Source organism: Pseudomonas sp. UTLPPB19802, from assembly GCF_059730225.1.
On sequence record NZ_AP048545.1, the window covers coordinates 7,080,584 to 7,105,034 of the forward strand.

The 24,451-nt window shown below is 64.4% G+C and carries 18 protein-coding genes; 10 read left to right on the forward strand and 8 right to left on the reverse strand.

The genetic code is table 11. The annotated features are described in order from the left end of the window. The first annotated feature begins 62 nt into the window (after positions 1 to 62). Positions 63 to 464 (forward strand): thioredoxin domain-containing protein, encoded by a 402-nt coding sequence (locus tag AC6I6U_RS31285; protein WP_497879788.1) that lies wholly within the window; start codon positions 63 to 65, stop codon positions 462 to 464. A 10-nt stretch (positions 465 to 474) separates the two neighbouring features. Then, positions 475 to 1,299: an SDR family oxidoreductase gene (locus tag AC6I6U_RS31290; protein WP_497879789.1), complete on the forward strand. Its 825-nt coding sequence runs from the start codon at positions 475 to 477 to the stop codon at positions 1,297 to 1,299. Here the strand turns inward: AC6I6U_RS31290 and AC6I6U_RS31295 are convergent, their stop codons facing one another. Then, positions 1,300 to 2,190 (reverse strand): LysR family transcriptional regulator, encoded by an 891-nt coding sequence (locus AC6I6U_RS31295; protein ID WP_497879790.1) that lies wholly within the window; start codon positions 2,188 to 2,190, stop codon positions 1,300 to 1,302. A 110-nt stretch (positions 2,191 to 2,300) separates the two neighbouring features. Between AC6I6U_RS31295 and AC6I6U_RS31300 the strand changes: the two genes are divergently transcribed. Together AC6I6U_RS31300 and AC6I6U_RS31305 are read left to right on the forward strand one after the other, a co-directional pair. Then, positions 2,301 to 3,521, forward strand: a complete 1,221-nt coding sequence (locus AC6I6U_RS31300) for an MFS transporter (RefSeq protein ID WP_497879791.1) — start codon at positions 2,301 to 2,303, stop codon at positions 3,519 to 3,521. Next, positions 3,518 to 3,922 carry a DUF4440 domain-containing protein gene (locus tag AC6I6U_RS31305; protein WP_497879792.1) on the forward strand — a complete coding sequence of 135 codons (405 nt, stop codon included), beginning with the start codon at positions 3,518 to 3,520 and terminating at the stop codon, positions 3,920 to 3,922. The genes AC6I6U_RS31300 and AC6I6U_RS31305 overlap by 4 nt, the downstream gene beginning before the upstream one ends. On the opposite strand, the gene AC6I6U_RS31310 is transcribed toward AC6I6U_RS31305, so the two are convergent. Genes AC6I6U_RS31310 through AC6I6U_RS31325 form a run of 4 tightly spaced genes read right to left on the reverse strand, consistent with a single transcriptional unit; the run spans position 3,903 to position 8,673 of the window. Next, on the reverse strand, positions 3,903 to 4,763 hold the full coding sequence (locus tag AC6I6U_RS31310) for an efflux RND transporter periplasmic adaptor subunit (protein ID WP_497879793.1): 861 nt from the start codon (positions 4,761 to 4,763) through the stop codon (positions 3,903 to 3,905). The two genes, AC6I6U_RS31305 and AC6I6U_RS31310, sit on opposite strands and share 20 nt — an antisense overlap. Before the next feature lie 10 nt (positions 4,764 to 4,773). Continuing rightward, positions 4,774 to 4,974: a DUF1656 domain-containing protein gene (locus tag AC6I6U_RS31315; RefSeq protein WP_010445139.1), complete on the reverse strand. Its 201-nt coding sequence runs from the start codon at positions 4,972 to 4,974 to the stop codon at positions 4,774 to 4,776. Next, on the reverse strand, positions 4,964 to 7,150 hold the full coding sequence (locus AC6I6U_RS31320; protein WP_497879794.1) for an FUSC family protein: 2,187 nt from the start codon (positions 7,148 to 7,150) through the stop codon (positions 4,964 to 4,966). Before AC6I6U_RS31320 ends, AC6I6U_RS31315 begins: the two co-directional genes overlap by 11 nt. A gap of 11 nt (positions 7,151 to 7,161) precedes the next feature. Then, a complete protein-coding gene (locus AC6I6U_RS31325) occupies positions 7,162 to 8,673 on the reverse strand; it encodes an efflux transporter outer membrane subunit (protein ID WP_497879795.1) in 1,512 nt (503 codons plus the stop codon). A 262-nt stretch (positions 8,674 to 8,935) separates the two neighbouring features. Between AC6I6U_RS31325 and AC6I6U_RS31330 the strand changes: the two genes are divergently transcribed. The 5 genes from AC6I6U_RS31330 (at position 8,936) to AC6I6U_RS31350 (ending at position 14,186) form a co-directional block, all read left to right on the forward strand. Then, positions 8,936 to 9,352 (forward strand): hypothetical protein, encoded by a 417-nt coding sequence (locus AC6I6U_RS31330; protein ID WP_497879796.1) that lies wholly within the window; start codon positions 8,936 to 8,938, stop codon positions 9,350 to 9,352. A gap of 15 nt (positions 9,353 to 9,367) precedes the next feature. After that, positions 9,368 to 9,727 (forward strand): hypothetical protein, encoded by a 360-nt coding sequence (locus AC6I6U_RS31335; RefSeq protein WP_497879797.1) that lies wholly within the window; start codon positions 9,368 to 9,370, stop codon positions 9,725 to 9,727. A 5-nt stretch (positions 9,728 to 9,732) separates the two neighbouring features. Further along, on the forward strand, positions 9,733 to 12,027 hold the full coding sequence (locus tag AC6I6U_RS31340; protein ID WP_497879798.1) for a hypothetical protein: 2,295 nt from the start codon (positions 9,733 to 9,735) through the stop codon (positions 12,025 to 12,027). A 97-nt stretch (positions 12,028 to 12,124) separates the two neighbouring features. Beyond that, the gene (locus AC6I6U_RS31345; RefSeq protein ID WP_497879799.1) at positions 12,125 to 13,081 is read left to right on the forward strand and encodes a LysR family transcriptional regulator; all 957 of its coding nucleotides are present in this window, start codon (positions 12,125 to 12,127) and stop codon (positions 13,079 to 13,081) included. 130 nt (positions 13,082 to 13,211) lie between these two features. Then, the gene (locus tag AC6I6U_RS31350) at positions 13,212 to 14,186 is read left to right on the forward strand and encodes a 2-hydroxyacid dehydrogenase (protein WP_497879800.1); all 975 of its coding nucleotides are present in this window, start codon (positions 13,212 to 13,214) and stop codon (positions 14,184 to 14,186) included. A gap of 40 nt (positions 14,187 to 14,226) precedes the next feature. Here AC6I6U_RS31350 and AC6I6U_RS31355 read toward each other — a convergent pair whose 3' ends face one another. Both AC6I6U_RS31355 and AC6I6U_RS31360 read right to left on the reverse strand, forming a co-directional pair. Then, positions 14,227 to 20,520 (reverse strand): NEL-type E3 ubiquitin ligase domain-containing protein, encoded by a 6,294-nt coding sequence (locus AC6I6U_RS31355; protein WP_497879801.1) that lies wholly within the window; start codon positions 20,518 to 20,520, stop codon positions 14,227 to 14,229. A gap of 83 nt (positions 20,521 to 20,603) precedes the next feature. Next, entirely contained in the window at positions 20,604 to 21,506 is a 903-nt protein-coding gene (locus AC6I6U_RS31360; protein WP_497879802.1) for a DMT family transporter, read from the reverse strand. 137 nt (positions 21,507 to 21,643) lie between these two features. Between AC6I6U_RS31360 and AC6I6U_RS31365 the strand changes: the two genes are divergently transcribed. Continuing rightward, complete coding sequence (locus AC6I6U_RS31365) at positions 21,644 to 22,516, forward strand: helix-turn-helix domain-containing protein (RefSeq protein WP_497883146.1); 873 nt, start codon at positions 21,644 to 21,646, stop codon at positions 22,514 to 22,516. A 215-nt stretch (positions 22,517 to 22,731) separates the two neighbouring features. Here the strand turns inward: AC6I6U_RS31365 and dacB are convergent, their stop codons facing one another. Further along, positions 22,732 to 24,252, reverse strand: coding sequence for a D-alanyl-D-alanine carboxypeptidase/D-alanyl-D-alanine endopeptidase (gene dacB / locus AC6I6U_RS31370; protein WP_497879803.1), 1,521 nt, complete (start codon positions 24,250 to 24,252; stop codon positions 22,732 to 22,734). Positions 24,253 to 24,451: the final 199 nt, after the last annotated feature.

Here is a 24,451-nt window from a genome sequence, read left to right on the forward strand (position 1 = left end):
CAAGCCTATGAATTTGGCGTTGAATACCCCCTCGCGGTGCATTCACCGAGCGGGAAACAAGCATGAAGATTCACACCACCGTCACCGAGATCAAGACCCGGCGCGCATTTCGCAGCGAGCTGGGCAGCCTGGAGGTGCCGCTGATTCGCCCCAAGCCTTCGGTGGTGCTGGTCTACAGTCATGGTTGCCCGCCCTGCGAGCAACTCAAGTTGCAGATCGCCGCGCTGGCCGCCGGCCCCTATCGGGGAAAAGTGGCGTTCTTCCAGCTCAGCTTCCCGATCTTCAAGTTGCTGCAACCCAATATCGAGATCCAGTACGTCCCCACCCTGTTTTTCCTCGATGGTCACGGTGGGCAGAGCCGCATGCATGGCACCCACCGGGAAAAGATCAAACAGGGATTCGACTCACTCCTTTTTGTCACGGACAAGGTATTCTCGGAGGTCTTCGACTCCCTGGCCTCGTAAGGATGTGCCCATGCCCGTTACCCTGATCACCGGATGTTCCAGCGGTATCGGCCGCGCCCTGGCCGATGTGTTCCGAGAAGCCGGCCACGAGGTCTGGGCCACCGCCCGCAAGGCCGAGGATGTCGCCGCGCTGGCCACCGCCGGATTCACCGCCGTGCAGCTGGATGTCAACGACGCCGATGCGCTGCGGCAACTTGCCGAGCGCATCGCGCAGCATCCGGCGGGCCTGGATATCCTGATCAACAACGCCGGCTACGGCGCCATGGGACCGCTGCTCGATGGCGGCGTCGAGGCGATGCAGCGGCAGTTCGAAACCAACGTCTTCGCCATCGTCGGCGTCACCCGCGCCCTGCTCCCGGCGCTGCGTCGCAGCCGTGGCCTGGTGGTGAATGTCGGTAGCGTGTCGGGCGTGCTGGTCACGCCGTTTGCCGGCGCCTATTGTGCGTCCAAGGCGGCGGTACACGCCCTGAGCGATGCGCTGCGCATGGAGCTGGCACCTTTCGGCATACGGGTGATGGAAGTGCAGCCCGGCGCCATTGATACTCACTTCGCCAAGAATGCCAGCCATGAAGCCGAGCAACTGATCGCCGAAGCGTCGCCCTGGTGGCCGTTGCGCGAAGGCATTCGCGCCCGGGCCAACGCCTCGCAGGACCGCCCGACCCCGGCCGGTGAGTTTGCTGCCGGCCTGCTCAAGGCCACCGGCCAGGCAAAACCGCCGCGCCTGCTACGCCTGGGCAATGGCAGCCGGGCCTTGCCCCTGCTGGCGAACCTGTTGCCCAAGGGTTTGCTGGAGAAAGTGCTGATGAAGAAATTCGGCTTGGGAAGCCGCCTCTGATCAGGCCTGCTCCTTCATGAAATCGATGAACAACCGCACCTTCAGCGGAAGGTGCCGAGTGTCCGGATACAACGCATAGATGCCCTGCTCGGCGAACTCGAAATCGCTCATCAGCCGACACAGGCGCCCGCTGTCCAAGTCCTCCTGCACCAGCCAATCAGGCAGAATCGCCACGCCCTGCCCGGCCAGGGCGAAACCACGCAGTACCGATGAGTTATCCGCGACGATCCGGGACTGCTCCGCGCCCGGCCGGAAGACGAACCGCTCACCGCTCTCCACATGGACCAGCGCCAGGTCGCCCAGCCGGCCATGCACCAGGCTCTGCGCTTGCTGCAGCGCGGCGAAGCCAGGCAGGTCGGCGCCGGGCAGCCCGGCGACGAATACCGGCGCAGCCACTGCAAAGATCCGGAAGGTCGCCAGTTGCGTAGCCCGATGATTGGAGTCGGACACCTGGCCCAGGCGAATCGCCACGTCGAAGCGTTCAGAGATCAGGTCGGCATGGGTCGACGAGGTCGACAGGTGCACCTTCAACTCCGGGTGCAACTGGCGAAACCGCTCCAGCGCCGGCACCACCTTGGCCAATGCGTATTCCACCGTGGTGGTGATCCGCAGCGTACCGCGCAGCTGCGTGTGTTCCGAACGGGCCTCATCGATGGCCAGCCGCGCCTCTTCGAGCATGCTCAGGCAACGCCCGTAGAAACGCTCGCCAGCTTCGGTCAGGGCCAGGCGCCGGGTGTTACGGGTCAGCAGGGTCACGCCCAACTCGGTTTCCAGGCGCTTGATGTTGAAGCTGACCACCGCACGGGTCTGCCCCAGAAGCTCAGCTGCAGCCGTCAGCGAACCGGCCTCGACCACGGCCTTGAAAGTGTCGAATCGGTCCAGGCTGACCATGGGTGCTCCCGCTGATTGTCAAAATTTCTTTGACAAACTAGCAGGCAAATCGCTGTTTCCCAAGGCCAGGACGGCGCATAACCTGTCGCCCTCAATCGATGGAGCCCGCCATGAGCTACCGCTCGAAAATCGCGCTGGTGTACCTGCTGGGATTTTCTCTGGACCTGGTGAACATGTTCGTCGCCAATGTCGCCTACCCGGAAATCAGCCACGAACTGCAGGCTTCGGTCAGCCAACTGGCCTGGGTCGGCAATGCCTACATGCTCGGGCTTACGGCGATCATCCCGCTGAGCGTCTGGCTGGCAGCGGTGATTGGCGAGCGACGGCTGATCGGCGCATCGCTGGCGCTGTTCGCCATCGCCTCCTGGGGCGTGGCCCAGGCGGCTTCCATCGAGACACTGATCGCCTGGCGACTGCTGCAGGGCCTCGGCGGCGGCCTGCTGATTCCGGTGGGCCAGGCCATGGCCTACCGCAACTACCCGGTGCACGAGCGGGCCACGCTGACCTCGCGGATGATGCTGGTGGCCCTGCTGATTCCCGCCTTGTCGCCGGCCTTGGGCGGGCTGATCGTCGACCATGTGTCCTGGCGCTGGATTTTCTATGCCAACATTCCCCTGGCGCTGCTGCCGTTGCTGCTGGCCACGCTGTGGTTCGAGCCGGACGTACTGCCAAGCCAGCGTCCGGCGTTCAATCACCGTGGCCTGTGGACCGCCTTGCAGGTCGCACGCATTCCGTTGCTGCGCCTGGCGATGCTGGTCTACCTATTCGTCCCCGGTGTATTCATCGGCACCCAGTTGGTGGCCATTCTCTACCTGCGCGACCTGGGCGCCAGCGCCGCCTGGACCGGTACCTTGATGCTGCCCTGGGCGTTGGCCTCGGGCGTGGCGATCCTGGCCGGCAAGCGCAACTTCAATCGTGTCGGGCCCAAACCGTTGCTGCTGGCAGGCATGTTCGCCCAGGCGGCCGGCATCCTGCTGCTGACCCAGATCAGCCACCCCGAAGGCGCCTTGCCGGTTCTCGCCTACAGCCTGATGGGCCTGGGCGGCAGCCTGTGCAGCAGCACGGCGCACAACTGCGCCTTCGTCGATGTCGACCTGCCACGCATGGGCCACGCCAGCTCGGTGTGGAACATCAACCGCCAGTTGAGCTTCTGCCTTGGTGCTGCGCTGCTGATGGGGCTGCTGGAACTGCTGGGCAGCACGCCAATCGGTTTTCACGAATGCTTCATGGCCGCCGCCCTGCTGACCCTGGTCCCGCTGTTCGCCGCCCTGCGCCTCGATACGCCAGCCGTGCTGGCCCTACTGACTCCTGCACAAGGAAAACCCGCATGAACGACAAGACGCCCTACCTTGATGAAGTGATCGAAACCCACGAGATCATCGAACAGTGGTTTGCTGGCAAGGTTACGGATGAAGTGCTGGAGCCGCTGCTGGCGCGGTTCTCGCCAGCGTTCTCGATGATCACGCCAGCGGGTCGGCAACTGGACAAGTCGGGATTGGCCGAGCTATTCGCCAGTGTGGCTGGGCGCCGACCGGGCTGTCGCATCACCCTGGGCGAGTTGCAGGTGATTGCCCTGCACGAAGCAGGTGCCACCCTGCATTATCGCGAGTGGCAGGTTGATGATTCTGGGACAAAGACCGACCGGCTCTCGACCGCGGTGTTTGAAAAAGCGGCGGATGGCCGGGTGCTGTGGCGACACCTCCACGAGACCTTCACTCCACCGTCGGTTTGACCACCACCGTACAGGTGATCCCCGCCGCCAGCAGCACGCCCTCCGGCACGTCGTCGATGTGAATCCGTACCGGCACCCGTTGGGCCAGGCGCACCCAGTTGAACGTCGGGTTGACGTCGGCGATCAGCTCGCGGCTTTCAGGGTTGTCACGGTCGTAGATGCCCCGCGAGATGCTCTCCACATGCCCCTTGAGTACCTGCCCACTCATCAACTGCATATCCGCCGGATCACCGACCTTCACGTGGGGCAGCTTGGTTTCCTCGAAAAAGCCGTAGACCCAGAACGAGTTCATGTCGACCACCGCCATCTTCGCCTCGCCCATGCGCGCATAGTCGCCGCGGTGCACGTTGAGGTTGGTGACGTAGCCGTCCACCGCCGCCCGCACCTGGGTCCGCGCCAGGTTCAGTTGCGCCGCTTCCAGCTGCGCCTGGGCCTGCTGGTAGTCGGCCAGGGCGGCATCGGCGAGGTTGCCGGCGTCGTCACGGCTTTCCCTGGAGATCACCATGCTGTCCAGATCGGCGCGACGGTGGGCGTTGACCTTGCGCATCTCCCAGGTGGCCTTGCGCGAATCCACCAGCGACTGCGCCTGCTTGACCGCGATGCGGTAGTGCTCGGGATCGATCTGCATCAGCAGGTCGCCCTTCTTTACGATCTGGTTGTCACGCACCGGCACGTCCACCACCTCGCCGGTGACGTCCGCGGCGACGTTGATGATGTCGGCACGCACCCGACCATCACGAGTCCACGGGGTTTCCATGTACTGCACCCACAGCAACCGGCCGATCCAGATCGCGAGGGCCAGGACCAGCAAGGTGGCGAGCAGGCTGAAAAGCTTTTTCATCAGGTCGTTCTCAACGGTAAACAGTGAGCGCCAGGGCGCCGAAGATGCAACTGAACAGGCTCAGGCGCAGCAGCGCCGGATGCCAGAAGAAGCGGTACAGGTCATGGCTGGCGATGAAGCGGTCGAGCGCCCAACCGACCCCGGCCGCCACCAGGAACACCAGGGTCACGGTCGGCAGGTAGAGGCCGTGGAAAGCGATTTCACGAAGCATGGGAGTTTCCTTGTGGACGGCCCAGGGCCGCCAGCGGTGAACGCGGGTCCAGCAGCGAGGTGCGGATGAAGTGCAGGTAGCTCTGCACCCGGCGCAGCACCGAGGTGTCGAAGTGACGGGCAAAGGGTTCGTCGGTGGCCTGGACCCGGCTGATGGCGTGGTCCACCGCCACCAGCGCGCGCTCCAGATTGCTCGTGCTAGGCTGGATGAACAGGCGCATCAGCGAGCGCCCCATCACCCGGATCGACTGGCGCCACGGCTGGGACTCGGCATAGGCCGGGTGCACCGGCAGGATCGCCTGCTCCTTGCGCAGCTCGATAATCGCGTGGCCGACTTCCAGTACCACGAACATCCAGCGCAGCAGCGAGCTCTGCACTTGCGGCTGCCCCGCGGCGAAACCGTAGGCCTGGTGCAGCAGGTCGCGGGTGCCGCTCTCGAAGGCTGAACCGAGGCCCTTGAGCTTGCCACTGATGACGAACACCACCTGCTCGCGCAGGTCCTGCTCCAGCCGGCGCCACAGCCAGCGGCTGTTGGGCGGCAGGATGATCGCCCCCGCCGCCGCGCACACCAGCATGCCCATGACCATGCCGATGTAGTCGTTGATGAAGGTGTAGGGGTTGTAGACCGTCAGGTTGTCCGGTACCGAACCGGTACTGAAGAAAATCAGCAGGCCGACGCCGACCCCCATGTAGGCCGGGCGCGAGGCGAGAAACGCACCGAACACGAACACCGGGGCAAGCACCATGCACAGCAGTGGGAAGCCATCGATCCAGGGGAACACGAAGAACATCTCGCCGAAGCCGATCAGCGCGCCGAGAAAGGTCCCGCAGGCCATCTGGAACGACATGCGCTTGGGGTTCGGCGTGGCCGCCGACAAGCCGACCGTGGCGGCGGCGATCAGGGTCATGGTCGCCCCGCTCGGCCAGGCGGTGACGACCCAGTAGCTGCCCAGCACCAGCAGGATGAACGCCGCGCGGATACCCGATGCCGAGGCCGCCAGCCAATTGGTCTTGGGCACGTAGGGCTCGTCCCATTGCTCGCGCTCGTGGCGATGGTCAGCCAGGGAGGCGTGGGTCAGCGCATAGCTGTGCAACTCCTCGACGAAACGGTAGAGCAGTTCGAAAGCGGTGTGGAAATCCAGCAGTTCGGCCTCGTCCGGCTCGCGCTCGAGGAACGCCGTGCGCAAGCTACGGACCTGCTCCGGCAAGCTCGCCTTGTAGTCGGCCAGTTGCTGCGCCAGGCGCGCGGCATCGGCGTCAGTCAGGCCACGCCCGGCAAAGCCATCAAGCAGTTCGGCGAGGCCCTGGAAACCCGGTTCGATGGTGGCGAAGACGGTCGACGCCTGGTCACCGTGCAAGCGCTCGAGCAACTGATGCAGGGCATTGAAGCGGGTGGTCAGGGTCATGAACTCGCTGTTCAAGCGGTTCAAACGGCCGTTGCGCCGACGCATGTGCGGGTCTTCGAACACGGTCACGCTGCGCAAACCTTCGATGCCCACGGCCTGGGCGATGAAACCGATGTTCGCGGTCTCGAACGCCGCACTGGCGTGCGGGCCGCGCAAGCCACTGCTGACGAACCCGGCAAAGGCACCGAAGCGCTGGTAGAGCGCGTTGCGCATCGCCGCACTGGCGCTCTGCGGAAGAATCGCGGCGCTGACGAAGGTCGAGCAGACCAGCCCCAGGGAGATTTCCAGCACCCGCCACACCGCCGCCATGAACGCCCCTTCCGGGTGCGCCAGGGCCGGCAGGCCGACCATCGCCGCGGTGTAGCCGGCAAGGACAAAACCGTAGGCGCGGAAGTTGCGGTTGCGCGCCGCGCCCGCCGAGCACACGCCAACCCAGATCGCCAGGGCACCGAGGAACAACTCGGTGTTCTGCGCGAACAGGGCGATCAGCAACACCATCATCGCCGAGCCGGCCAGGGTACCGAGCAGACGATAGAAACTCTTGGCGAACACATGGCCGCTCTGCGGCTGCATGACGATGAACACGGTGATCATCGCCGTGCGCGGCTGTGGCAATTCCAGGCGCATGGCCAGCCAGAGGGTCAGGAAGGCGGCGGCCAGGACCTTGAAGATGTAGACCCAGGTCACGCCATCACTGCGCGCCCAGTCAAAGAAGCCGCGACGCCATTCGAGGGAATACAGCCAGCGCACCGGGGCGGGCAAGGGAGTCATGGGGACGGATCTCAGTGATCGAAGGCGGCCATTACGGCGGGTGGTTGGGACGGCACGCTACGCTCCGGCGCCGGCACATCGTTGCCCGCGCCGAGGCCGCCGCCGAGGGCGGTGACCAGTTCGGCATGGGCACTCAGGCGCGCGGCCTGGACCTGCTGCTCGACCTGCTGCTGGTGGAACAGCAGGGTCTGCGCATTGAGCACGTTGAGGTAATCGGTGAGGCCGCGCTGGTAGGCGATCATCGCCAGGTCGTAGGTTTTCTGCGCCGCCGCCACCGACTCGGCGGCAAAGGCCTGCTGCTTGTCCATCGACTCGCGGCGGATCAGCCGGTCGGAAATGCCCTTGAGGGCATTGACCAGCGTCTGGTTGTAGTGGGCCACGGCGATGTCGTAGCCGGCCGTGGCTTCGCCCAGTTCAGCGCGTAGGCGGCCGCCGTCGAAGATCGGCAGGGAGATCGCCGGGCCGACGGTGTAGTTGAATTTCCTGCCGGCGAGAAACTCCAGCATGCCGCCGCCGGTGGCCATGTAGCCTAGGCTGCCGACCAGGTCGACGTTGGGGTAGAAACCGGCATGAGCCACATCGATGCCACGGGCCTGGGCCGCGACCTGCCAGCGGCTGGCAACCACGTCCGGACGTTGACCGAGCAGGTCGACCGGCAACGCCGAGGGCAGTTTCAGCGCGGTATGCAGAGATAGCGTCGGGCGCTTGAGGCGCGTGCCTTCACCCGGACCGAAACCGGCCAGGGCGGCCAACTGGTTGCGGCTGAGGGCGATTTCCTCGTCCAGTGCATCGAGTTGCCGATGGGTTTCCGGCAACGGCGCCTGGGCCTGGCTGACCTCGAACTGGGTGCCGACGCCACCGGCCAGACGGCGCTGCGCCAGGTCGAGAATCTGGGTCTGCTGGGCCAGGGTCGCCTCGACGATATCGCGCTGGGCATAGTGCAGCGACAGCTGGATGTAGGCGCGGACGATGTTGTCCTGCAACTCCAGGCGGGCCTGGCGCTCTTCGGCGACGCTCATGTGCGCCAGGTCCACGGCGCGCTCGCTGGCATTGCTTTCGCGGCCCCAGAGGTCGAGGGAATAGCTCAGGCCCAGCGCCGCATTGTTGTCCCAGGTATTGGAGCCTGCCAGATCGCCGGGCCCATAGAACGGGTCGGTGGCCCACTTGTGGCGCTTGAGGGTCGATTGGCCGTTGACCTGCACCGACTCGGCCGATTCGGCCAGGCCGGCCAGGGCCCGGGCCTGGCGCACGCGGGCAGCGGCCATGACCAGGCTCGGGCTGCCTTGCAGGGCCTGGTCGAGCCACTGGTCGAGTTGCGGGTCACCATAGGCCTGCCACCAACGGGCCGTCGGCCAGTGGGCGTCGCGGGCGGCGCCCTGGATCGCTTCGTCGGTGGAAAGGGTGTTGGCGGCGAGGCGCTTGCCTTGTGGGGCAATACCTCCGGTTCCGATGCAGCCGCTGATTGCCAAGGATAAAGCCCAAACACTGAGAGTCTTCAACTCTCTGCTGATGCGACGCGGCACTGCTGCAAATTCCCGACATGGATGGAGAGGCTTTGGAGCGGCAATTCTAGGGGGCGCCCGGCACGGCGATAAGCGTGGATTCCTGCGAATATTTGTTACCGTTCCCGTGATAATCCGGCGCCTGCTGTGACGAGACCACCTACCTGAACGACCGGGTCAATGAGCGCATTGTGATATTGGCAGCCCAAGCGCCATGCCAGTCTGAATCCACACCGACCTTGTCACCAGACTGACAATAAAAATCACAAGTCAGAGGCGTCCCATGAACCTGTCTCTCGAACTGCACAGGCGCCGTAGTCTTTCTGCCAACCGGCCCATTCCAGCGGCTATCGAGCCCTTGAGCGCACTGCACCAATGCCTGGCCGGCGATCTGCGGATCGCGGTTCGGCGGCAGGACAACCGCTTGCACCTGTGCACCCTCGACGGTGACCCGTGCACCCTCGAATACGCCGATGGCTACAGGATCAGCCGCACCCTGCTGGGCCTTGAGCATGTCGCTGCCCGCCACTGGCAGAGGCTGAACCTGGGCCTGTGCCGCAGCTACATGAGTATCGATTGCCAGGACACCACGCCGGTGGTCAAGGGCCTGATCAGCGCCAGCCTTTCCCAGCCACGGGTCCTGGAGGACCTGACCGTCTTTTTCAATCTTTCCAGCGCTGCCAAGCAGACCGTCTACTGAAACAGGACCTCGGCCATGTCCGAAGCCATCCGTGATGACCTGATCCACCTTCTGCACAATCAACTCCCGGAGCGCCCGGCCGATTACTTCCAACTGAGCACCGAGCTGAACCGGCACCAGCTTTGGCTGGAGTACAACCGGCCTGGGTTACTGCTGATGCTGGCCCGCCCCGACGCGGAGGCCGTTGCCGGCCCGACGGACTTCATCGCCCGCGGCCCAGGGGAACCGGTGATGCTGCTGTTCGATACCTGGTTCCGCGACCAGGCCGCCAGGGCCCTGTTCGTCGAGCCCTGTAGCGGCGACAGGTCCAGCATCCTCGCCACCTGTGCAGTGTTCCTGCAGCACTGTACGACCGCGCCTGAGGCCCAGGAGTAACCGTCATGGACCTCTCCCTGAAGCCGCTCGGCAATCACGCTCTTTATCCCGAGCGATCCGCCGCTCCGGTGCTGTGCAGCTACAAGCGCAGTGACTCGTATCACAACGAGGCCGTTGCCCTGCGCCCCACCAGGCTGGAACTGGTCGAGCACCTGCAACCCTCGGCCCCGGCCATTGAGGATGGCGAGCGCGCCACCGTCGGCGACCTTTCCGGATTCGTGCTGGATAAACTGGCGGACGGTCCCCTACCCACGCCCGCGTCCCTGCAAAAACTTCACCGGCAACTGCTGTTGTCGAGCATCACGGCCAAGGAGCCGGGCAGTCTCGACAAAAAAGAGGCGCAGTCCTGCTACGAGTACTTCAAGACCGCCCAGCACACCTTCGACGAACACGCTCATTCCAGCGATACCCCGCAACAGGCTGAATATCGGCAATTGCGGGACTTGTGCCGGATGCTCAAATGGCAGTTTCGTGCCAGCCGCGATCAACGCACCAAGACCGTGCTCGACCAGGCCCTGGCCAAGAGCCGGGCCGAGGTTGCCGAAGGTGGCTCGCTGGGCAACCGCGCCAAGCTGGGTATCGGTGCCGCAGGATTGGGAGTGGGCAGTATCGTGCCGAACCTGGAACTGTCGACGAAACTGGAAACCACCCAGGGTCGCATCATCAAGGACACCACCAGCTTCAGTGCCGGGGTGAGGGCGCAGTTGTCGCTGGCCGATATCGCCTCGTCGCGGATCAGTGCACAGGTGGAACAGTCCACCACCCGCAAATACGGCAACATCGACAGCTACGCCAATGCCCGGAGCCTGTCGAAATGGACCTGGTGGAATGGTTCCAAGCGCGACCTGCTCACCCAGGGCCGGACCCTGTTCGCCAGTTGCCACAACTACAAGAGGAACATCCGGCTCGCCGCCCAGAGCCGCCCCTATCTGGAAGCGAAACTGCGCGAACACGGCCTGGTGCCGCCGAGCTTCGAGCGTCACACGCCACAGGCCCGGCCCTTCCAGATCGAACGCGGCCAGCGGGTCGCGCTGGCCGCCCAGGCGCAGTTCGATGGCCTGGGAATCGTCACCGCCGGCGCAGAGGCCAAGGCGGACCTGCTGCGCACCACGAAAAACAAGAATATGGACATCATTGAACTGCACGACTGGTCAGCGGATTTCGCCCGGCAGTCCCTGGGCAGCCCACGCGACTACGACACCTCGCTGCCACGGTTGCTCAGTGACCTGCACGCGCATATCGCCGACAGCAGCCAGCAGTTGACCAGCGCCGTCCTGCGTAACGAAAGCCCGCAGCGTCTACGCCAGCTCGACGAGGAGATCGACCACCGCTCCCGGCAGTTGGCCAATGACTACATACACCTCAAGCTTCAGGGCGCAATCACCGACGGCTCGGCGCCAGACGACAGTATCCGCCAGCTGTTCAAGGAACACGCCCTGTTGCTGCGCCCCGACAGCCTGAAGCTGTACACGGCAAAGGCCGACACCGAGACACGGAGCATCACCGTCGAATCGAAACTCAAGCTCGCGGTGGGCGCCAGCGCGCAAACCAGCGCGAAAATCAGTCTGTCGTCGGTCGTCGAAGATGATCCACACCTGAGCGGCACCTACCTGGACATCACCCTCCAGGGCCAGTTCAACACACTGGAAACCCTGCAGAACCTGATCTCCAGCGGTTTGTCCCAGGCCGGCGCCAGTGGTTTCGACCCGGCACCGGTCATCGCGCTGATCGCCGGCACCGTGCTTTACCAGTCCCATGGCTGCTCGGCGAAATTCGCGTTGAAGATCAAGGACGGCAAACCCGTGTTGTTGTTGAGCCAGCAGTTCCTCACGCAAAGCGATGACTTCAACCAGGCCGTGACCGCAGCCTCCCCGCTCGCGCTCGAAGTCGGCGTTGGCAGCCATGTGCACAGCCTGGCCGCGGAACAACTGGGCAGCCAGTCGCTGGACCTGATCCTGCCGATCGCCCTGGGCAAGCTGGACAAGGGCACGGCGGCCGACCTGGAGGCCTGGGACGACTACGTCGGCAGGCACGCCCAGGCCTTCGACAACTTGCTCGGCAACATCGCCAATCGTCGTGAACATCCGCTGCTCGACAAGGAACTGACGCAGATCGGCGAACACCTGGGCCCGGCTGGGCGGCAAGCCATGGAGACGCTGCAGCAGGCGGCCAGGGCAGCTCGTGATGAGCCGACCGCGCAAACCTTGCGCCAGGCACGGGAGGCCTTCCGGGACATGCTGCTGGCCTACATCACCGACTACTATGAGGCCATGGTCAAGAGCGCCTGGAGGGTCGAATGAGGCCGATGGCGCAAAAACGACGCGATCCGGCGGCGACAAGCTGCACCATGCCCCGTTACTTCGTGTCACAATTTGCTATCGCCCCAGAGAGAGCCCCATGGACACCTTGCAAAACATGCGCGCCTTCAGTTGCGTGGCCGAAGCCAGGAGTTTCACCGCCGCCGCCGTGCAACTGGATACCACGACAGCCAACGTCTCGCGCGCGGTCTCCAACCTGGAAGCCCACCTGCAAACCCGCCTGCTCAACCGCACCACCCGGCGTATCGCCCTGACCGAGGCCGGCAAGCGCTACCTGCTGCGCTGCGAACAGATCCTGGCCTACGTCGAGGAAGCCGAGGCCGAGGCCAGCGACGCCCATGCGCGGCCGGCCGGGTTGTTGAAAGTGCACACCATGACCGGGGTCGGCCAGCATTTCGTGATCGACGCGATTGCCCGCTACCGCAAGACCCACCCGGACGTGACCTTCGACCTGACCCTGGCCAACCGCGTGCCGGACCTGCTCGACGAGGGTTACGACGTGTCCATCGTGCTGGCCAAGGAACTCCCCGATTCGGGCTTCGTCTCGCAACGCCTCGGCATTACCTACAGCATCGTCTGCGCCTCGCCCGAGTACGTGAAGGCCAACGGCTGCGCGCGCAAGCCCAGCGAGCTACTCAACCACGCCTGCCTGCGCCTGGTCAGCCCGGTGACGGCCCTGGACAACTGGATTTTCAACGGCCCCGACGGCCAGGAAGCGGTGACCCTGTCCAGCTCGCCGTTCCTGGTCAATTCGGCCGACGCCATGAAGACCGCGATCACCAGCGGCATGGGCGTTGGCGTACTGCCGGTGTACGCCGCCATCGAAGGCCTGCGCAACGGCAGCCTGGTGCGCATGATGCCCAACTATCGCTCCCAGGAACTGAACCTGTACGCGATCTATCCGTCACGCCAGTACCTGGATGCCAAGATCAAGACCTGGGTCGAGTACCTGCGTGGCTCGCTGCCGGAAATTCTCGCTGCCCACCAGGCCGAACTGGCCGCCTATGAACTGAACAACGTACGCCTGGCCACCTGAGTTGCCTCTGTGCCACAGGCGGCGCACTAGGTCGGCGCTCATTCAGATGTTTTAGTGGAATCACTAGCAGCAACGCCCGGCGAAAAATGATAGCGTGCTTGCTATATCCCGCCGTTCGATGAGCTTCGCGATGAAAAAAACCGTACTTGCCTTCAGCCGCGTCACCCCTGCCATGGCCGATCAACTGCGCCAGGATTTCGAAGTGATAGTCCCGGACCCCAAGCTCGGCGACATCAATACCCAGTTCGACGAAGCCCTGCCCCATGCCCACGGCCTGATCGGCGTCGGGCGCAAGCTGGGCGCCGCTCAGCTGGCGAACGCCGGCAAGCTCGAAGTGGTTTCCAGCGTTTCGGTCGGCTACGACAACTATGACGTGGCCTACCTCAGCGAACGCGGGATCATGCTCACCAACACCCCCGACGTGCTCACCGAAAGCACTGCCGACACCGGCTTCGCCCTGCTGATGAGCGCCGCCCGCCGGGTTGCCGAACTGGATGCCTGGACCAAGGCCGGCCAGTGGAAAGCCAGCGTCGGCCCGGACCTGTTCGGCACCGATGTCCACGGCAAGACCCTGGGCATCGTCGGCATGGGCAATATCGGCGCGGCCGTTGCCCGTCGGGGCCGCTTCGGCTTCAACATGCCGATCCTCTACAGTGGCAACAGCCGCAAGCTGGAACTCGAGCAACAACTCGGGGCCCAGTACCGCAGCCTCGACGCCCTGCTGGCCGAAGCCGACTTCGTGGTGCTGGTGGTGCCGTTGAGCGACAAGACCCGCCACCTGATCGGCGCCCGCGAGCTGGGCCTGATGAAGCCCGGAGCGATCCTGGTGAATATCTCCCGCGGCCCGGTGGTCGACGAACCGGCACTGATCCAGGCATTGCAGGCCGGCACCATTCGCGGTGCCGGGCTGGACGTCTACGAGAAGGAGCCACTGGCCGAATCGCCACTGTTCCAGTTGAAAAACGCCGTGACCCTGCCGCACATCGGCTCGGCCACCCATGAAACCCGCGAGGCCATGGCCAACCTGGCGCTGGCCAACCTGCGCAGTGCCCTGCTCGGCGAGCGCCCGCAGAACCTGGTCAACCCGCAGGTCTGGAAGGGCTGAAACCCCTCACGCCGGCGCTGAACGACCCGGCTACTCGTCCTCAGGCACTGCCCAGGGGCGGGTTGCCCTCCTTGAGCAACGCCCGGATGGTCCAGTAGCGGAGCCAGGCCGTTCGCCTGGCGTTGTACTGGAGCTGGCTCACGCGAGTACGCCAGAGCAGGCGGTACTCGCTGTCACCGGGATGGCTGTCGAATGCCAGCAACTTTCCGAACACCCGTTGAAAATCGGCTTCATGGGCACGGATCAGAAAATTGCTCCAGAACTCATTGGCCAGCAGGAACCTGATCAGCGGCGAACCATCGTCGTCGAGAGCTACCGCGATGGGGTCCTGCGGTAACTGCTCAGGTAATACCTCGGGCGGTTCCAGCGGGGTTTCCTCGGGCAAGGGTTCGATCACCATCGCCAGTAATGCCCGGGACGGATCGACGGCAGGCGATTGCGGGGGTTGTGCGACAAGCTCCTGCTTCAGGACCTGCGCCTTCATGTCGTCGATCTGTTGCCGGTCGATACTGGCCGGGCTGATCGCGAACAAGCCATTGAAATGATCCGGCAAGCCCAGCTCACGTGCCAGGGCGTCATAGTAGGCCCGGTACCAGAAGCTCGGCTGCTTCGGGTGCAGGATGCCAGACGCCAGGCGCATCGCCTCCAGGCGAAACTGCCCCCTCAAGAGGCTCAACAGCCGTGACTCCGCAGCAGCCTGATCCGCCAGTTTCAAAGCTTCATGACAGCCCACGAGCAACTCCAGCCGATTGAAAATCTGGTAGCTGGTCAAGCCGATATAGCGCAGTTGCCCCTCCAGACGGAACAGCCTCTCACACAGGCCGGGATGTTGCGCCGCGGCCTCGAGCAGGTGCCAGACTCGCGCAGTCAAGTCCGTACGGGCCCTCCGATAGTGGATATTGAAAAAGGTCGGCGGGGAACTCATGCGTTCGAATAGCAGGAAGAACACATCCGCATTCGGCTGGTCCCTGACCTGCTGCCAGAGGGCGACCCTCTGCGGGGTCTGTTCCTTGCCCTGCGCCCAGCGCTCAAGCCCGAGCACAGGCGACAGCGGCAGGCTCTGCAGGCCGAAGTCCATCTGAAAATGCTCATGTCCACGGCGGTAGTCGAGGATCGAACCCAAGGCCTGCGACGACAGCGGGTTACCCGACAGATCGGTCCCGTGACAAAGCCGGTCGTGCCCCGTGAACAATTGCACCGGCAGATCGCTGATCGTATTGGCCCGCAATTCCAGCCGGACCAGGTCCCGGAGCCCGAGCACCCCGACCGGCCATTCGGTGATCGCAGTATGGCTGAGCCGCAATACCTGCAAGCGTTGCAACATGGAAAAGTCCGGCAATACCCCTACGGGATTACCATTGAGGTTGAGTTCCAACAGCCCCTCCAGGCCCTCCAGTTCCTTGGCGGTGCCCTGGATCAATCGCAAGCGGTTGTTCTCCAGCGAAAGCACCTGCAACGTCTGCATCCGTGCGATGCCATTGGGCAGGCTCCTCAAGCCGTTACGCTCCAGCTTCAAGCTGGTGAGGCCGGTGAAACCGCGCAGGAACACACTCAGGTAGTGGGCATCGCCCAGCCCCATGCTGTTCATTGACAGCAGGGAGACATGGCTGAAATCCGCCTGCAGTTGAGGCAGGTCCTGCACCTCCAGCGTGTCCAGGACCAACACATACGACAAGGCGTCCGGTGACTGCACGGCACTCTGGCGGCGCCAGCAACGTCGTATCCGCCTGGCGACTTCCCGGCGCCGGGTCATTCGGCCATCGACATGGAACATCTCGCTTTCCTGCAGTTGCGGTGCATCCACCCAAACAGCGAGGTCACGCTTGAGCTGACGATACTCCTCCTGCAAGCCTGCGACCGCCAGAGTGCGCGCTTGGGTGGTACTGCCCAGGCTCGCCAGGAGGCTGAACAATTGTGCGTCGGTACAACCGCGATAAAGCCTTTTCAGGTCGCGGAAAAGCCCCGGCGGATCGCCCTGCGTCCTGGCCCGTCCACTCAATGGATAACCCAGCGCCCCACTGGCCAGGCGCACCAGGCGCTGCGGCAGACGGGTCCAGGGCATCACCACGGGCTGTCCGAGCAATCGCCGCAGACGATTGCGATCACCCGCCACGCTTTGAAACATCACTCGCTTGAGATCCTGCTCGACCGTTTCACCAAGATGGCCGATCCCCAGGGTGGTTTGTCGCAGTTGCGGCAAGGCCAGCAGCATCGCGATGAAGGGATCCGCCTGAACGGCTGCCAGGCTGCGCGCGCCACTCGGTTCCAGGACGAACGGTTCATAGCCCTCATCCGCCTTGACCAGTACCCGATGAACGCTGGCCGTGTCGAGTCCGACACTGGCAATCAACGGGCCGGAACTGGTATCACGGCGCAATTCGATCCGCAGGCTTGCCTCCCAACCGGGCAAGCGGTCCAACAGTTGCAACAGCAAGGTATCGTTGAGGTCGCTTCTGGACGTGGGCAGGCAGAGGCTTTCATACAACCGGCACACCTGCACTTCCTCGCTCAGATACCGCGCCTCCTGCGACAACGTCAGGGACAGCCGCTTGAAATCGCGTATCAGAGTCAGTTCAGACGAGTCCGCACGTTCGAGCAGGTCCAGCGTCAGCTCGCTGCTCAGTAACGGAAACTGCTGCTGGACGAACGTCACCATGGGCAGCAGCTCGGCGGACGGCTCAGCGGAGATCGGCATCCGGGGCTGACCGAAGTGTCGAAGCACCTCACTCAGCAGCGGTGCCAGGGGCTGGTTTTCGAACAACAGCCGAGCGGGTACACGCTCATCCACGCCACTGACCGCCAGGACCTGGCGGGCCACCCCATCGGATAATCCCTGCCCACTTGCGGCCAGGCGTCGCAGCGCCCGGACAGCCTCCCAGTTCCACGGCTGCTCGAACTCATGCCACCAGCCAGTGCGGCCATTGTGCTCCAGCAACGGCCCATAGGCGCCCATGACCGTCGGATGACGAACTCGCCACTCATCGAATCGACCATCCCATTCGACCTCATGAAAGCGCTGCTCCAGACGTATCAGCCAACGTCCAGCCACGGAGTAGAGACCGCGCGCGTCCGGCACCGGAAGGCTTTCAGGCAGGCCCAGCCGCTCGTACCGCTCCATCTCCAGACGCAGGCTGCCATCGGCCTGACGCAATGCCAGCAGATAGGCGGCAATACCGTTGCGCAGCGGCTGCAGGTCAGTCGCGGAAGCCATGCCCAGCACGCCCTGCTCCTGATCCGACAGGGACGCTGCCAGCGCCAGGTAGAAACTCTGGGCCGGCACGGCCAGGTCGACATTAGGCTGTCGGCGAACCTGCAGGGTGCTGTAGACGCCTTGGCCATATCGGCGCAACAACAACTGCCCCGACATGGGCAACGCGGCGCCCTCACCTTCGACCCAAGTCAGAGACTTGCCCAAGCGGTCGTGCAGAAAATCACTGGCGATGCATTGCAACCAGGCATCGGTCGGCTCATGGAACGAGCGGACCTGATAGAGACCATCCAGTACGTATCCCAGGGCGCTGAACTGCTGCTCGCGGTCCAGGGCATAACGCAGGCGGTAGGGCACCCGACGGTAGTCCAGCAGTTCCCTGGCCTGACTCGACGACAGCGGATTGTCCCGCAGGAACTGCGCCAATCGGGACAACGACAGATGCGGATACAGCGAGCGGAGTGTCACCACGGCCGCCGGCAGGCCGTTGACGAACACCGGCAGGTAACTCGACACCTCCAAGCCCGAGGCGCGGGTAGCGGCCTCGACCTTCAAGCGGCCCGAATGAATCCCGAGCGCCTCGAACACCTCTGTCGAATGCGCCCGGGCCAGCGCGCCAAGCTGCTGGCGAGCTGTCTTGAGCCAGGCGCGACGGACTGCGGGCTCGCGCCCCGAAGGCGGCGAATCACCGGGCAACAAACCGAGGATCAGGTCCAGTACGCCAGCCTCATGGGCCAGGGTGGTCGACGTATCCGCGAGCGTCTCGGCCTGCTCGATAAAGCCCCCTTGCGCCAGTTGCCGGATACTCACCGACCGCTTGAACAGGCCCAGTTGCTGACGCCGGCCGTAGGCCTCTTGCAGTTCGCCGCGGGCATCGTGCACCTGCAGGCAGAGGTCCTCGGGCCATTGCGACAGATGGGGCAACAGGCAGAACAGCACACGCTGGGTATCGGCTGATAACAGGCTGCGCTTCTCGTTGGCGGCAGCGACTTCGGCGAGTCCGAGTTCGACCCCGAAGCGCTCCAGCGCCTCGACCAGCGACGGCGGCGGCAGCCCACCCGCCCAGACTTCATCCAGCTGTGTGCGAGTGATGCCACTGATCTCCAGGACCTGTCGCAATTGCTCCGGCTTGCCCCCGCGAAGTGCAATCATGCGCTCCAGTAAACGAACGTCCGAGAGTGTGTGGCTGTCGTCCAGCGACAGCGTCCAGATCCGCGCCCCCGGATCGTAGGCCATCGGCGGCTGGAACTGCACGGGGTCGGGATGAACCGCACGATACTGTTCCAGGCCCTTGTCGAACTCGAGTTCGAGCGTCAGCTCCTGTCCCTGCTCCCTGGCCAGACCGTACAGCTTGCCGTTTTGGGCCCCCAGCCCGCGATCATCGAACACCGTGTCCAGTTCCAGGCGTTTGCGTGCGTAGGGCAACAGGCTCGGCTTCCACAGCTGGGCGCCGGCCGCCGCCGATTGAACCAGGCGGTACTTGGCCAGACGCTCGAACTCGTTGCCGATGCGCCGGGACGCCAGACGCCCGGCGTACCCATGCAAACCGCCCATCAGCAGCATGTTGCCGACCTCCAGCATGGCCTGGAGCAGCCCCTCTGGATTGCCTCGACCGGCTTGTTCGACCCCATCGTACAGCTCCAGCGCCAGGTTCACGCCAAGCGCCGCCATGACCACCCGGCCAAGACTGCCCAGGCCACCTGGCACCGGGGTCAACAGCAAGTCCAGTAACTGGTGCATGAAAGTGACGATCCCCTCCTTCACCGCCTGCCAGTCCTGCTGCCCCTTGGGGACCGCGATCGCCTCGGCATTGACGCGAAAACGCCAGCAATAGAAGGCGCTCAGCGAGGCCTGCGGGTCCTGCCCGGTAAATTGGTAGGCAAACTCCAGGTCATCCAGGGTCTGGACCGGAAACACCCAGTGAAAGGCATCGTAGAGTTTTCCCGCCGCCCAGCTCAGGCCTTCCGGCTTGTGTTCCGGATCAAGCAGGTGCCACAGCCGCCCCTGCTGCTCGAAAGACAGCGAAGCGATCAGCCAGCCCAGTGCCTTGCGCGAGTTGTCGACCTTGAGCAGGGCCTTGAACTCATGCTCGAAGGCCGCTTGCGAAACGTGATGGCGCAACACCCCTCCAGGCCGCTCGGCGCAATAGCTGTAGACGCCAGCGACACCGGAGACCCGTATGAGCAGCGCCGGCAGATGAATGCGACCGCGCTCCGAAGGTTTCCAGGAGAACAGTTGCTGGGCAGCATCCTCAATAGCGAACTCGACACGGGCAATGTTGCCCAGCAACGAGTCAGGCAGCTTGAGCGATATGTGCTCGACTTTCAGCCAGGGCGTTCCGCGCACCCGTGCGTCACGCAGCGATTCGAACAGCGCCCGAGTCATGCCACTGTTATTGGCATTGCGCGGTGCGTCATAGAGGTTGAAACAAAACAGATCGCCCACGTGCGCGCTGATCCGCCGGGTCAGCGTCGCCTCGGGCGCCAGCGCCTGCTCGACCCGCCGGCGCAGGTCGGCCCCCAGGTTCAACTCACGGACGATACCGACAAAGTCGTCGACATCCACCAGCCCCGCCTCGTCGATATCGCCCACCCCGCGGGAACGACTGATCCAGCGCCGCTTCACCTCGGGGAAGTCGAAGAAGGCGAAGTTCAGGCAGGCGGCCTCCCACAGCGACAGTGTCACCACATCCACGGCAATCCCGCTGCTGGTGTCCAGAGAACGTCCGGCCCGCGAGCCGATGGCATAGGCGGTATGCAGGTAGGTGGTGCCGGGATCCAGGTCGAGGTTGGCCAGCAGACTGATTCGTCGGCGCAACTTGAGCAGGCCAGCCTGCTGGAAAGCCTCGACCACCTGCTGGCTCTCAGTCTCCAGAGCACCGCGAGTGCTGCTCAATGAATTGAACAGGCCGAGCCAGGTCCGCTGTTCCATCTCGTCAAGCGGGATCATCGACGCCTGGAACGACGTGGTGAGATGGTCGAGGACCTGCTGCTGGGCCCAACTGTCGCGCGAATGCAGTTCGGTGTGTTGGCGCGCGACGAATGCAGCGAGTTGCGGGTCGGTGTCCGTAGCCACCTCAGCGGGTGGCGACACCACGGTTGGTGATGGTGATTCTGGCGAGCTCATGCTGCCTCCCTGGCAAGCGTGGAAAGCGCCAGCCTAGGAGGCAGGGACGAACCCTGGGCGTTAACCGGATATCGCGGCCTGGCTCAGGCCATCCTGGCCGACGCCGGCCGTGGTGGCGTGGCCGGCTTGCGGAACACCAGCACGTTGCCGGCCATCACCGCCACCAGCCCGAGCAGCGCCGGTGCGCTCCACTGATAGCCTTCGGCATAGGCCGAGACGTTCAGCGCCACCAGCGGGAACAGCACCGTGCAATAGGCGGCGCGTTCCGGCCCCATGCGCCCGACCAGCGTCAGGTAGGCGGTAAAGCCGATCACCGACCCCGGAATCACCAGGTACAGCAACGAACCGACATAGCGGGTGTTCCATTCCATGTCGAACGGTATGCCGCGGAACAGGCAGTAGCTCCCCAGCATCGCCGCGCCGTACAGCATGCCCCAGGCGTTGGTGGTCAGCGGCTTGAGACCGGCCTTCTGCTGCAGGCTGGAAAGCAGGTTGCCGGCCGAGAAACACAGGGTGCCGAGCAAGGCCAGGCCGAGGCCAAGCGCGGTCTGCGGGCCGGCGGTGTGCCCCGACAACTCGGGCCAGAACAGCAGCCCCAGCCCGACAAGTCCCAGGGCGCCGCCCATCAGCACATTGCGGGCGATCCGCTGCCTGAAGAACAACCGGGCGTTCAGCGCGTTCCACAAGGTCGCGGTGGAAAACACCACCGCCACCAGGCCGCTGGGCACCCACTGGCTGGCAGTGAGGAAACACATGAAGTTCAGGCAGAACAGGCACAGCCCCTGGGCCAGGCAAATCAGGTGGCCACGCCGGTCCATCGGCTGCAGGCGCCGGCTGAGCAGCAGCATGACGAACAGTACCAGCGCCGCCAGGCCGAAACGGTAGACGATCGACACCGGAATCGCCACCACGCCCAGTTGCAGTTTCAGGGCGATCCAGGTGGTGCCCCAGATCAGGACGGTGAGCAGGTAGAGAAAGAGGTTCATGCGGCGAGCTCCAGAAGTTCGCATCCAGTGTGCAACCCCGGCGAAACACACCGCTTGCAGAAACTTGCGCTTTTGTCGCGGCGGGGCTGGCAGGTCGCCCGCAAGGGAGTAGCATGCAAGACGTTGGAGAACAGACCATGTCCGCACCGGATACACTGCAAGTCTTTCAAGCCCTCAACCGCTCGCCCAACTCGCGCCTGGAACAGAGCGCCGACCTGGGGGACGGGTTGGCAGCCGCCGTCTGGAGCAACCGTCACGACGCCCAGGACTACGAGGCGCCGGGCCATCACACCCTATCCTGCTACCTGGACGGTGGTACCGGTACCTTTCGCCGCGATCGCCCCGATACCAAGGGCGGCCCGGGCAAGCTGTGCGTCCTGCCCGCCGAACACCAGTCCGGCTGGGTGATCAACGGCAGCATCCGCCTGGCACACCTTTACTTCAGCCCGGAGCAGTTCGCCCTTGGCTGCGTGACCCTGCTGGACCGCGAACCGCGGGGACTGCAATTGCAGGAACACACCTTTCTCGAAGACCCGCAGCAAGCCCGGCGCTTTCACCAACTGATCGAACTGAACTGGGACGAGCCGGCGGAGCGCCTGCTCGGCAGCAGCCTGGCCCATGACTTGCTCGACCATGCCCTGCTCAACCAGGTCGGCCTGCGCCAGGGGCTGCGGCTCAAAGGTGGGCTGGCCGCGCATCAGCGGCGCCTGCTGGTGGACTACATCGACCACCGGCTGGAGCAGCCGTTGAGCCTGGCTGAACTGGCCGGGCTATGTGCGTTGTCCGAATATCACTTTGCGCGGATGTTCCGCCACAGCTTCGGCCTGCCGCCCCACCAGTATGTCCTGGCACGGCGGCTGGACCGGGCCCGGACGCTGCTGCGTGGCAGCGCCGAGCCGCTCGGGGAAATTGCCCTGGCGTGTGGTTTCGCCAGCGCCAGCCATTTCACCAATCGGTTTCGCCAGGCATTGGGAGCCACGCCGGGCCAGTACCGACAGGCGTTCCTGTAGCATCCTCTTCGCCATATTGTGGCGAGGGGGCTTGTCGGGACACCGCACCGCCCCGCTGGGCTACAACGCAGCCCCAAGACCTGCCACCGCGTACACCAGGGGGAGCGCGGCAGAGGGTCTACGACGGCTTCGCCGCCGAGCGCGGGCAAGCCAGCTCGCCACAGGGGATGAGGGTCAATCCCAGAAGACCAGGCTCAATCCACAGGAGATCAGGCTCAATCGGTCTTGTTGGCCAGCGCCGTCACCACCTGGTTCTCGATGTCCTTGATCGCCCAGCCACCCACCCGGTAGTTGTTGGTCAGCATGGCGAACACCAGCGGTTGCCCGGTGCCACTGGTGACATAACCGGCCAGGGACGACACACCCCGCATGCTGCCAGTCTTGGCGTGCACGTTGTTGGCCGCCACCGTCCCCCGCAGGCGCTTGCGCATCGTGCCACCGACCATCCGCTCGGGATTGCCGGCCACCGGCAAGGCCGCATACCAGGCGTTGAACCAGGGCCGGTTGCGCACCGCCAGCAACAGGTCGCTGAGGGCCCGCGCCGAAATCTGGTTACGCCGCGACAACCCGGAACCGTCGAACTGCTGCAGACCGGCGGGCGATACGCCCTGGCGTTGCAGGAACCCACTCACCGCCGCCGCCCCCGCCACTGCCGTACCGGCATTGGCGGTCTTGCGGCCCATGGCCTTGAGCAGGGTTTCGGCCATGTTGTTGTTCGACAACTTGAGCAACGGCGCCATCAGATCCGCCAGCGCCGCCGACTGATGCTCTACCAGCGGTCGGGCCTGGACGGGCGTGGCCAATCCGAGCACGCTGGCGCCTTCGACGACGATGCCGCGCTGGAGCAACGCCGTGCGGAACACATCGGCCACCAGCCCGGTCGGCTCCCAGACAGTGACCTGCACCACACGCTCCGCGCCCTTGGGCAAGGCACCGCTGATCTGCAGCAGGTTGCTGCCGGACACCCGGCTGACCACCAGTGGACCACCGCGGCCGGTCGTCGCGCGGTTGGCCAGGCTCATGTAGCGGTTCTCCGGGGTAAAGCTGATACGCGGTGGCTGGCGTACGCCTGCGGCGCGCACGTTGACCAGGATCGAACCGGCATCGAAGTCGGCATTCGGCGACACGCTCAGCGCGGAAATCTGCGCGGCGAAATACTGCTGTTCGTCCGCCGGATCCCAGTCGAGCCCGAGCCGCTGGCGGTCGAATGCCGTGTCATCGAGGATCAGCCGGCCACGCACGCGGGTGATGCCCTTGCGGGCCAGGTCTGCCGCCAGGGCCTGGTAATCTTCCTGGCGCATGCTCGGGTCACCGCTGCCGCGCAGGTACAGGTCGCCGACCAGCAGTCCACCCTGCTGCACACCGGTGGTCAATACGGTGGTGGAGAAACGGAAGTCGGCACCCAGCACATCCATCGCCGCCGCCGTGGTCACCAGTTTCAGGCTGGAGGCCGGCACCAGCCGGCTTTGCGCGTTGTACTCACAGACCAGCTTGCCGCTACCGGCCTCGCGCACCACCAGCGAGGTCACCGCCCCTTGCATCACCGGACTGCGCAGGGTGTTGTCGAGGCCGGCGCAAAAATTCGAACGAGGCAGCGGCAGCGGCAACTGCGCCGCCTGCAGGATAACCGTGCGAACCGGCTCGGGTGCTGGCGGGGCCTTGCTGGAACAGGCGCCGAGCAACGCACAGAAGACGACCACGACGCCCCTGCCGGTGAAACCTTGTAGCCAATTCATCCAATGCCCCAACTTCAACTGACACACATACAGAAGAGCCGCGCTGCAAGGCGCGGCCCATCACTCAACGAGGCACACAGGAAAAAGGTACTTATCGAGCCCACAAGGGGAATTATGCGGTAACAGTGCCCCGGGAATCCATGCAGGATAGCCGGCTTTCCCGGGACATGAGGCGATCAGACAGCTGCCGTTAAGGTAC

What these genes read in the sequence shown, in the direction of transcription:
- AC6I6U_RS31320 (WP_497879794.1), bottom strand. Translation starts at nt 7,150, where the DNA reads ATGACTCCCTTGCCCGCCCCGGTGCGCTGGCTGTATTCCCTCGAATGG.
- AC6I6U_RS31330 (WP_497879796.1), top strand. Translation starts at nt 8,936, where the DNA reads ATGAACCTGTCTCTCGAACTGCACAGGCGCCGTAGTCTTTCTGCCAAC.
- AC6I6U_RS31360 (WP_497879802.1), bottom strand. Translation starts at nt 21,506, where the DNA reads ATGAACCTCTTTCTCTACCTGCTCACCGTCCTGATCTGGGGCACCACC.
- AC6I6U_RS31335 (WP_497879797.1), top strand. Translation starts at nt 9,368, where the DNA reads ATGTCCGAAGCCATCCGTGATGACCTGATCCACCTTCTGCACAATCAA.
- AC6I6U_RS31355 (WP_497879801.1), bottom strand. Translation starts at nt 20,520, where the DNA reads ATGAGCTCGCCAGAATCACCATCACCAACCGTGGTGTCGCCACCCGCT.
- dacB (WP_497879803.1), bottom strand. Translation starts at nt 24,252, where the DNA reads ATGAATTGGCTACAAGGTTTCACCGGCAGGGGCGTCGTGGTCGTCTTC.
- AC6I6U_RS31300 (WP_497879791.1), top strand. Translation starts at nt 2,301, where the DNA reads ATGAGCTACCGCTCGAAAATCGCGCTGGTGTACCTGCTGGGATTTTCT.
- AC6I6U_RS31340 (WP_497879798.1), top strand. Translation starts at nt 9,733, where the DNA reads ATGGACCTCTCCCTGAAGCCGCTCGGCAATCACGCTCTTTATCCCGAG.
- AC6I6U_RS31310 (WP_497879793.1), bottom strand. Translation starts at nt 4,763, where the DNA reads ATGAAAAAGCTTTTCAGCCTGCTCGCCACCTTGCTGGTCCTGGCCCTC.
- AC6I6U_RS31345 (WP_497879799.1), top strand. Translation starts at nt 12,125, where the DNA reads ATGGACACCTTGCAAAACATGCGCGCCTTCAGTTGCGTGGCCGAAGCC.
- AC6I6U_RS31350 (WP_497879800.1), top strand. Translation starts at nt 13,212, where the DNA reads ATGAAAAAAACCGTACTTGCCTTCAGCCGCGTCACCCCTGCCATGGCC.
- AC6I6U_RS31365 (WP_497883146.1), top strand. Translation starts at nt 21,644, where the DNA reads ATGTCCGCACCGGATACACTGCAAGTCTTTCAAGCCCTCAACCGCTCG.
- AC6I6U_RS31290 (WP_497879789.1), top strand. Translation starts at nt 475, where the DNA reads ATGCCCGTTACCCTGATCACCGGATGTTCCAGCGGTATCGGCCGCGCC.
- AC6I6U_RS31315 (WP_010445139.1), bottom strand. Translation starts at nt 4,974, where the DNA reads ATGCTTCGTGAAATCGCTTTCCACGGCCTCTACCTGCCGACCGTGACC.
- AC6I6U_RS31305 (WP_497879792.1), top strand. Translation starts at nt 3,518, where the DNA reads ATGAACGACAAGACGCCCTACCTTGATGAAGTGATCGAAACCCACGAG.
- AC6I6U_RS31285 (WP_497879788.1), top strand. Translation starts at nt 63, where the DNA reads ATGAAGATTCACACCACCGTCACCGAGATCAAGACCCGGCGCGCATTT.
- AC6I6U_RS31295 (WP_497879790.1), bottom strand. Translation starts at nt 2,190, where the DNA reads ATGGTCAGCCTGGACCGATTCGACACTTTCAAGGCCGTGGTCGAGGCC.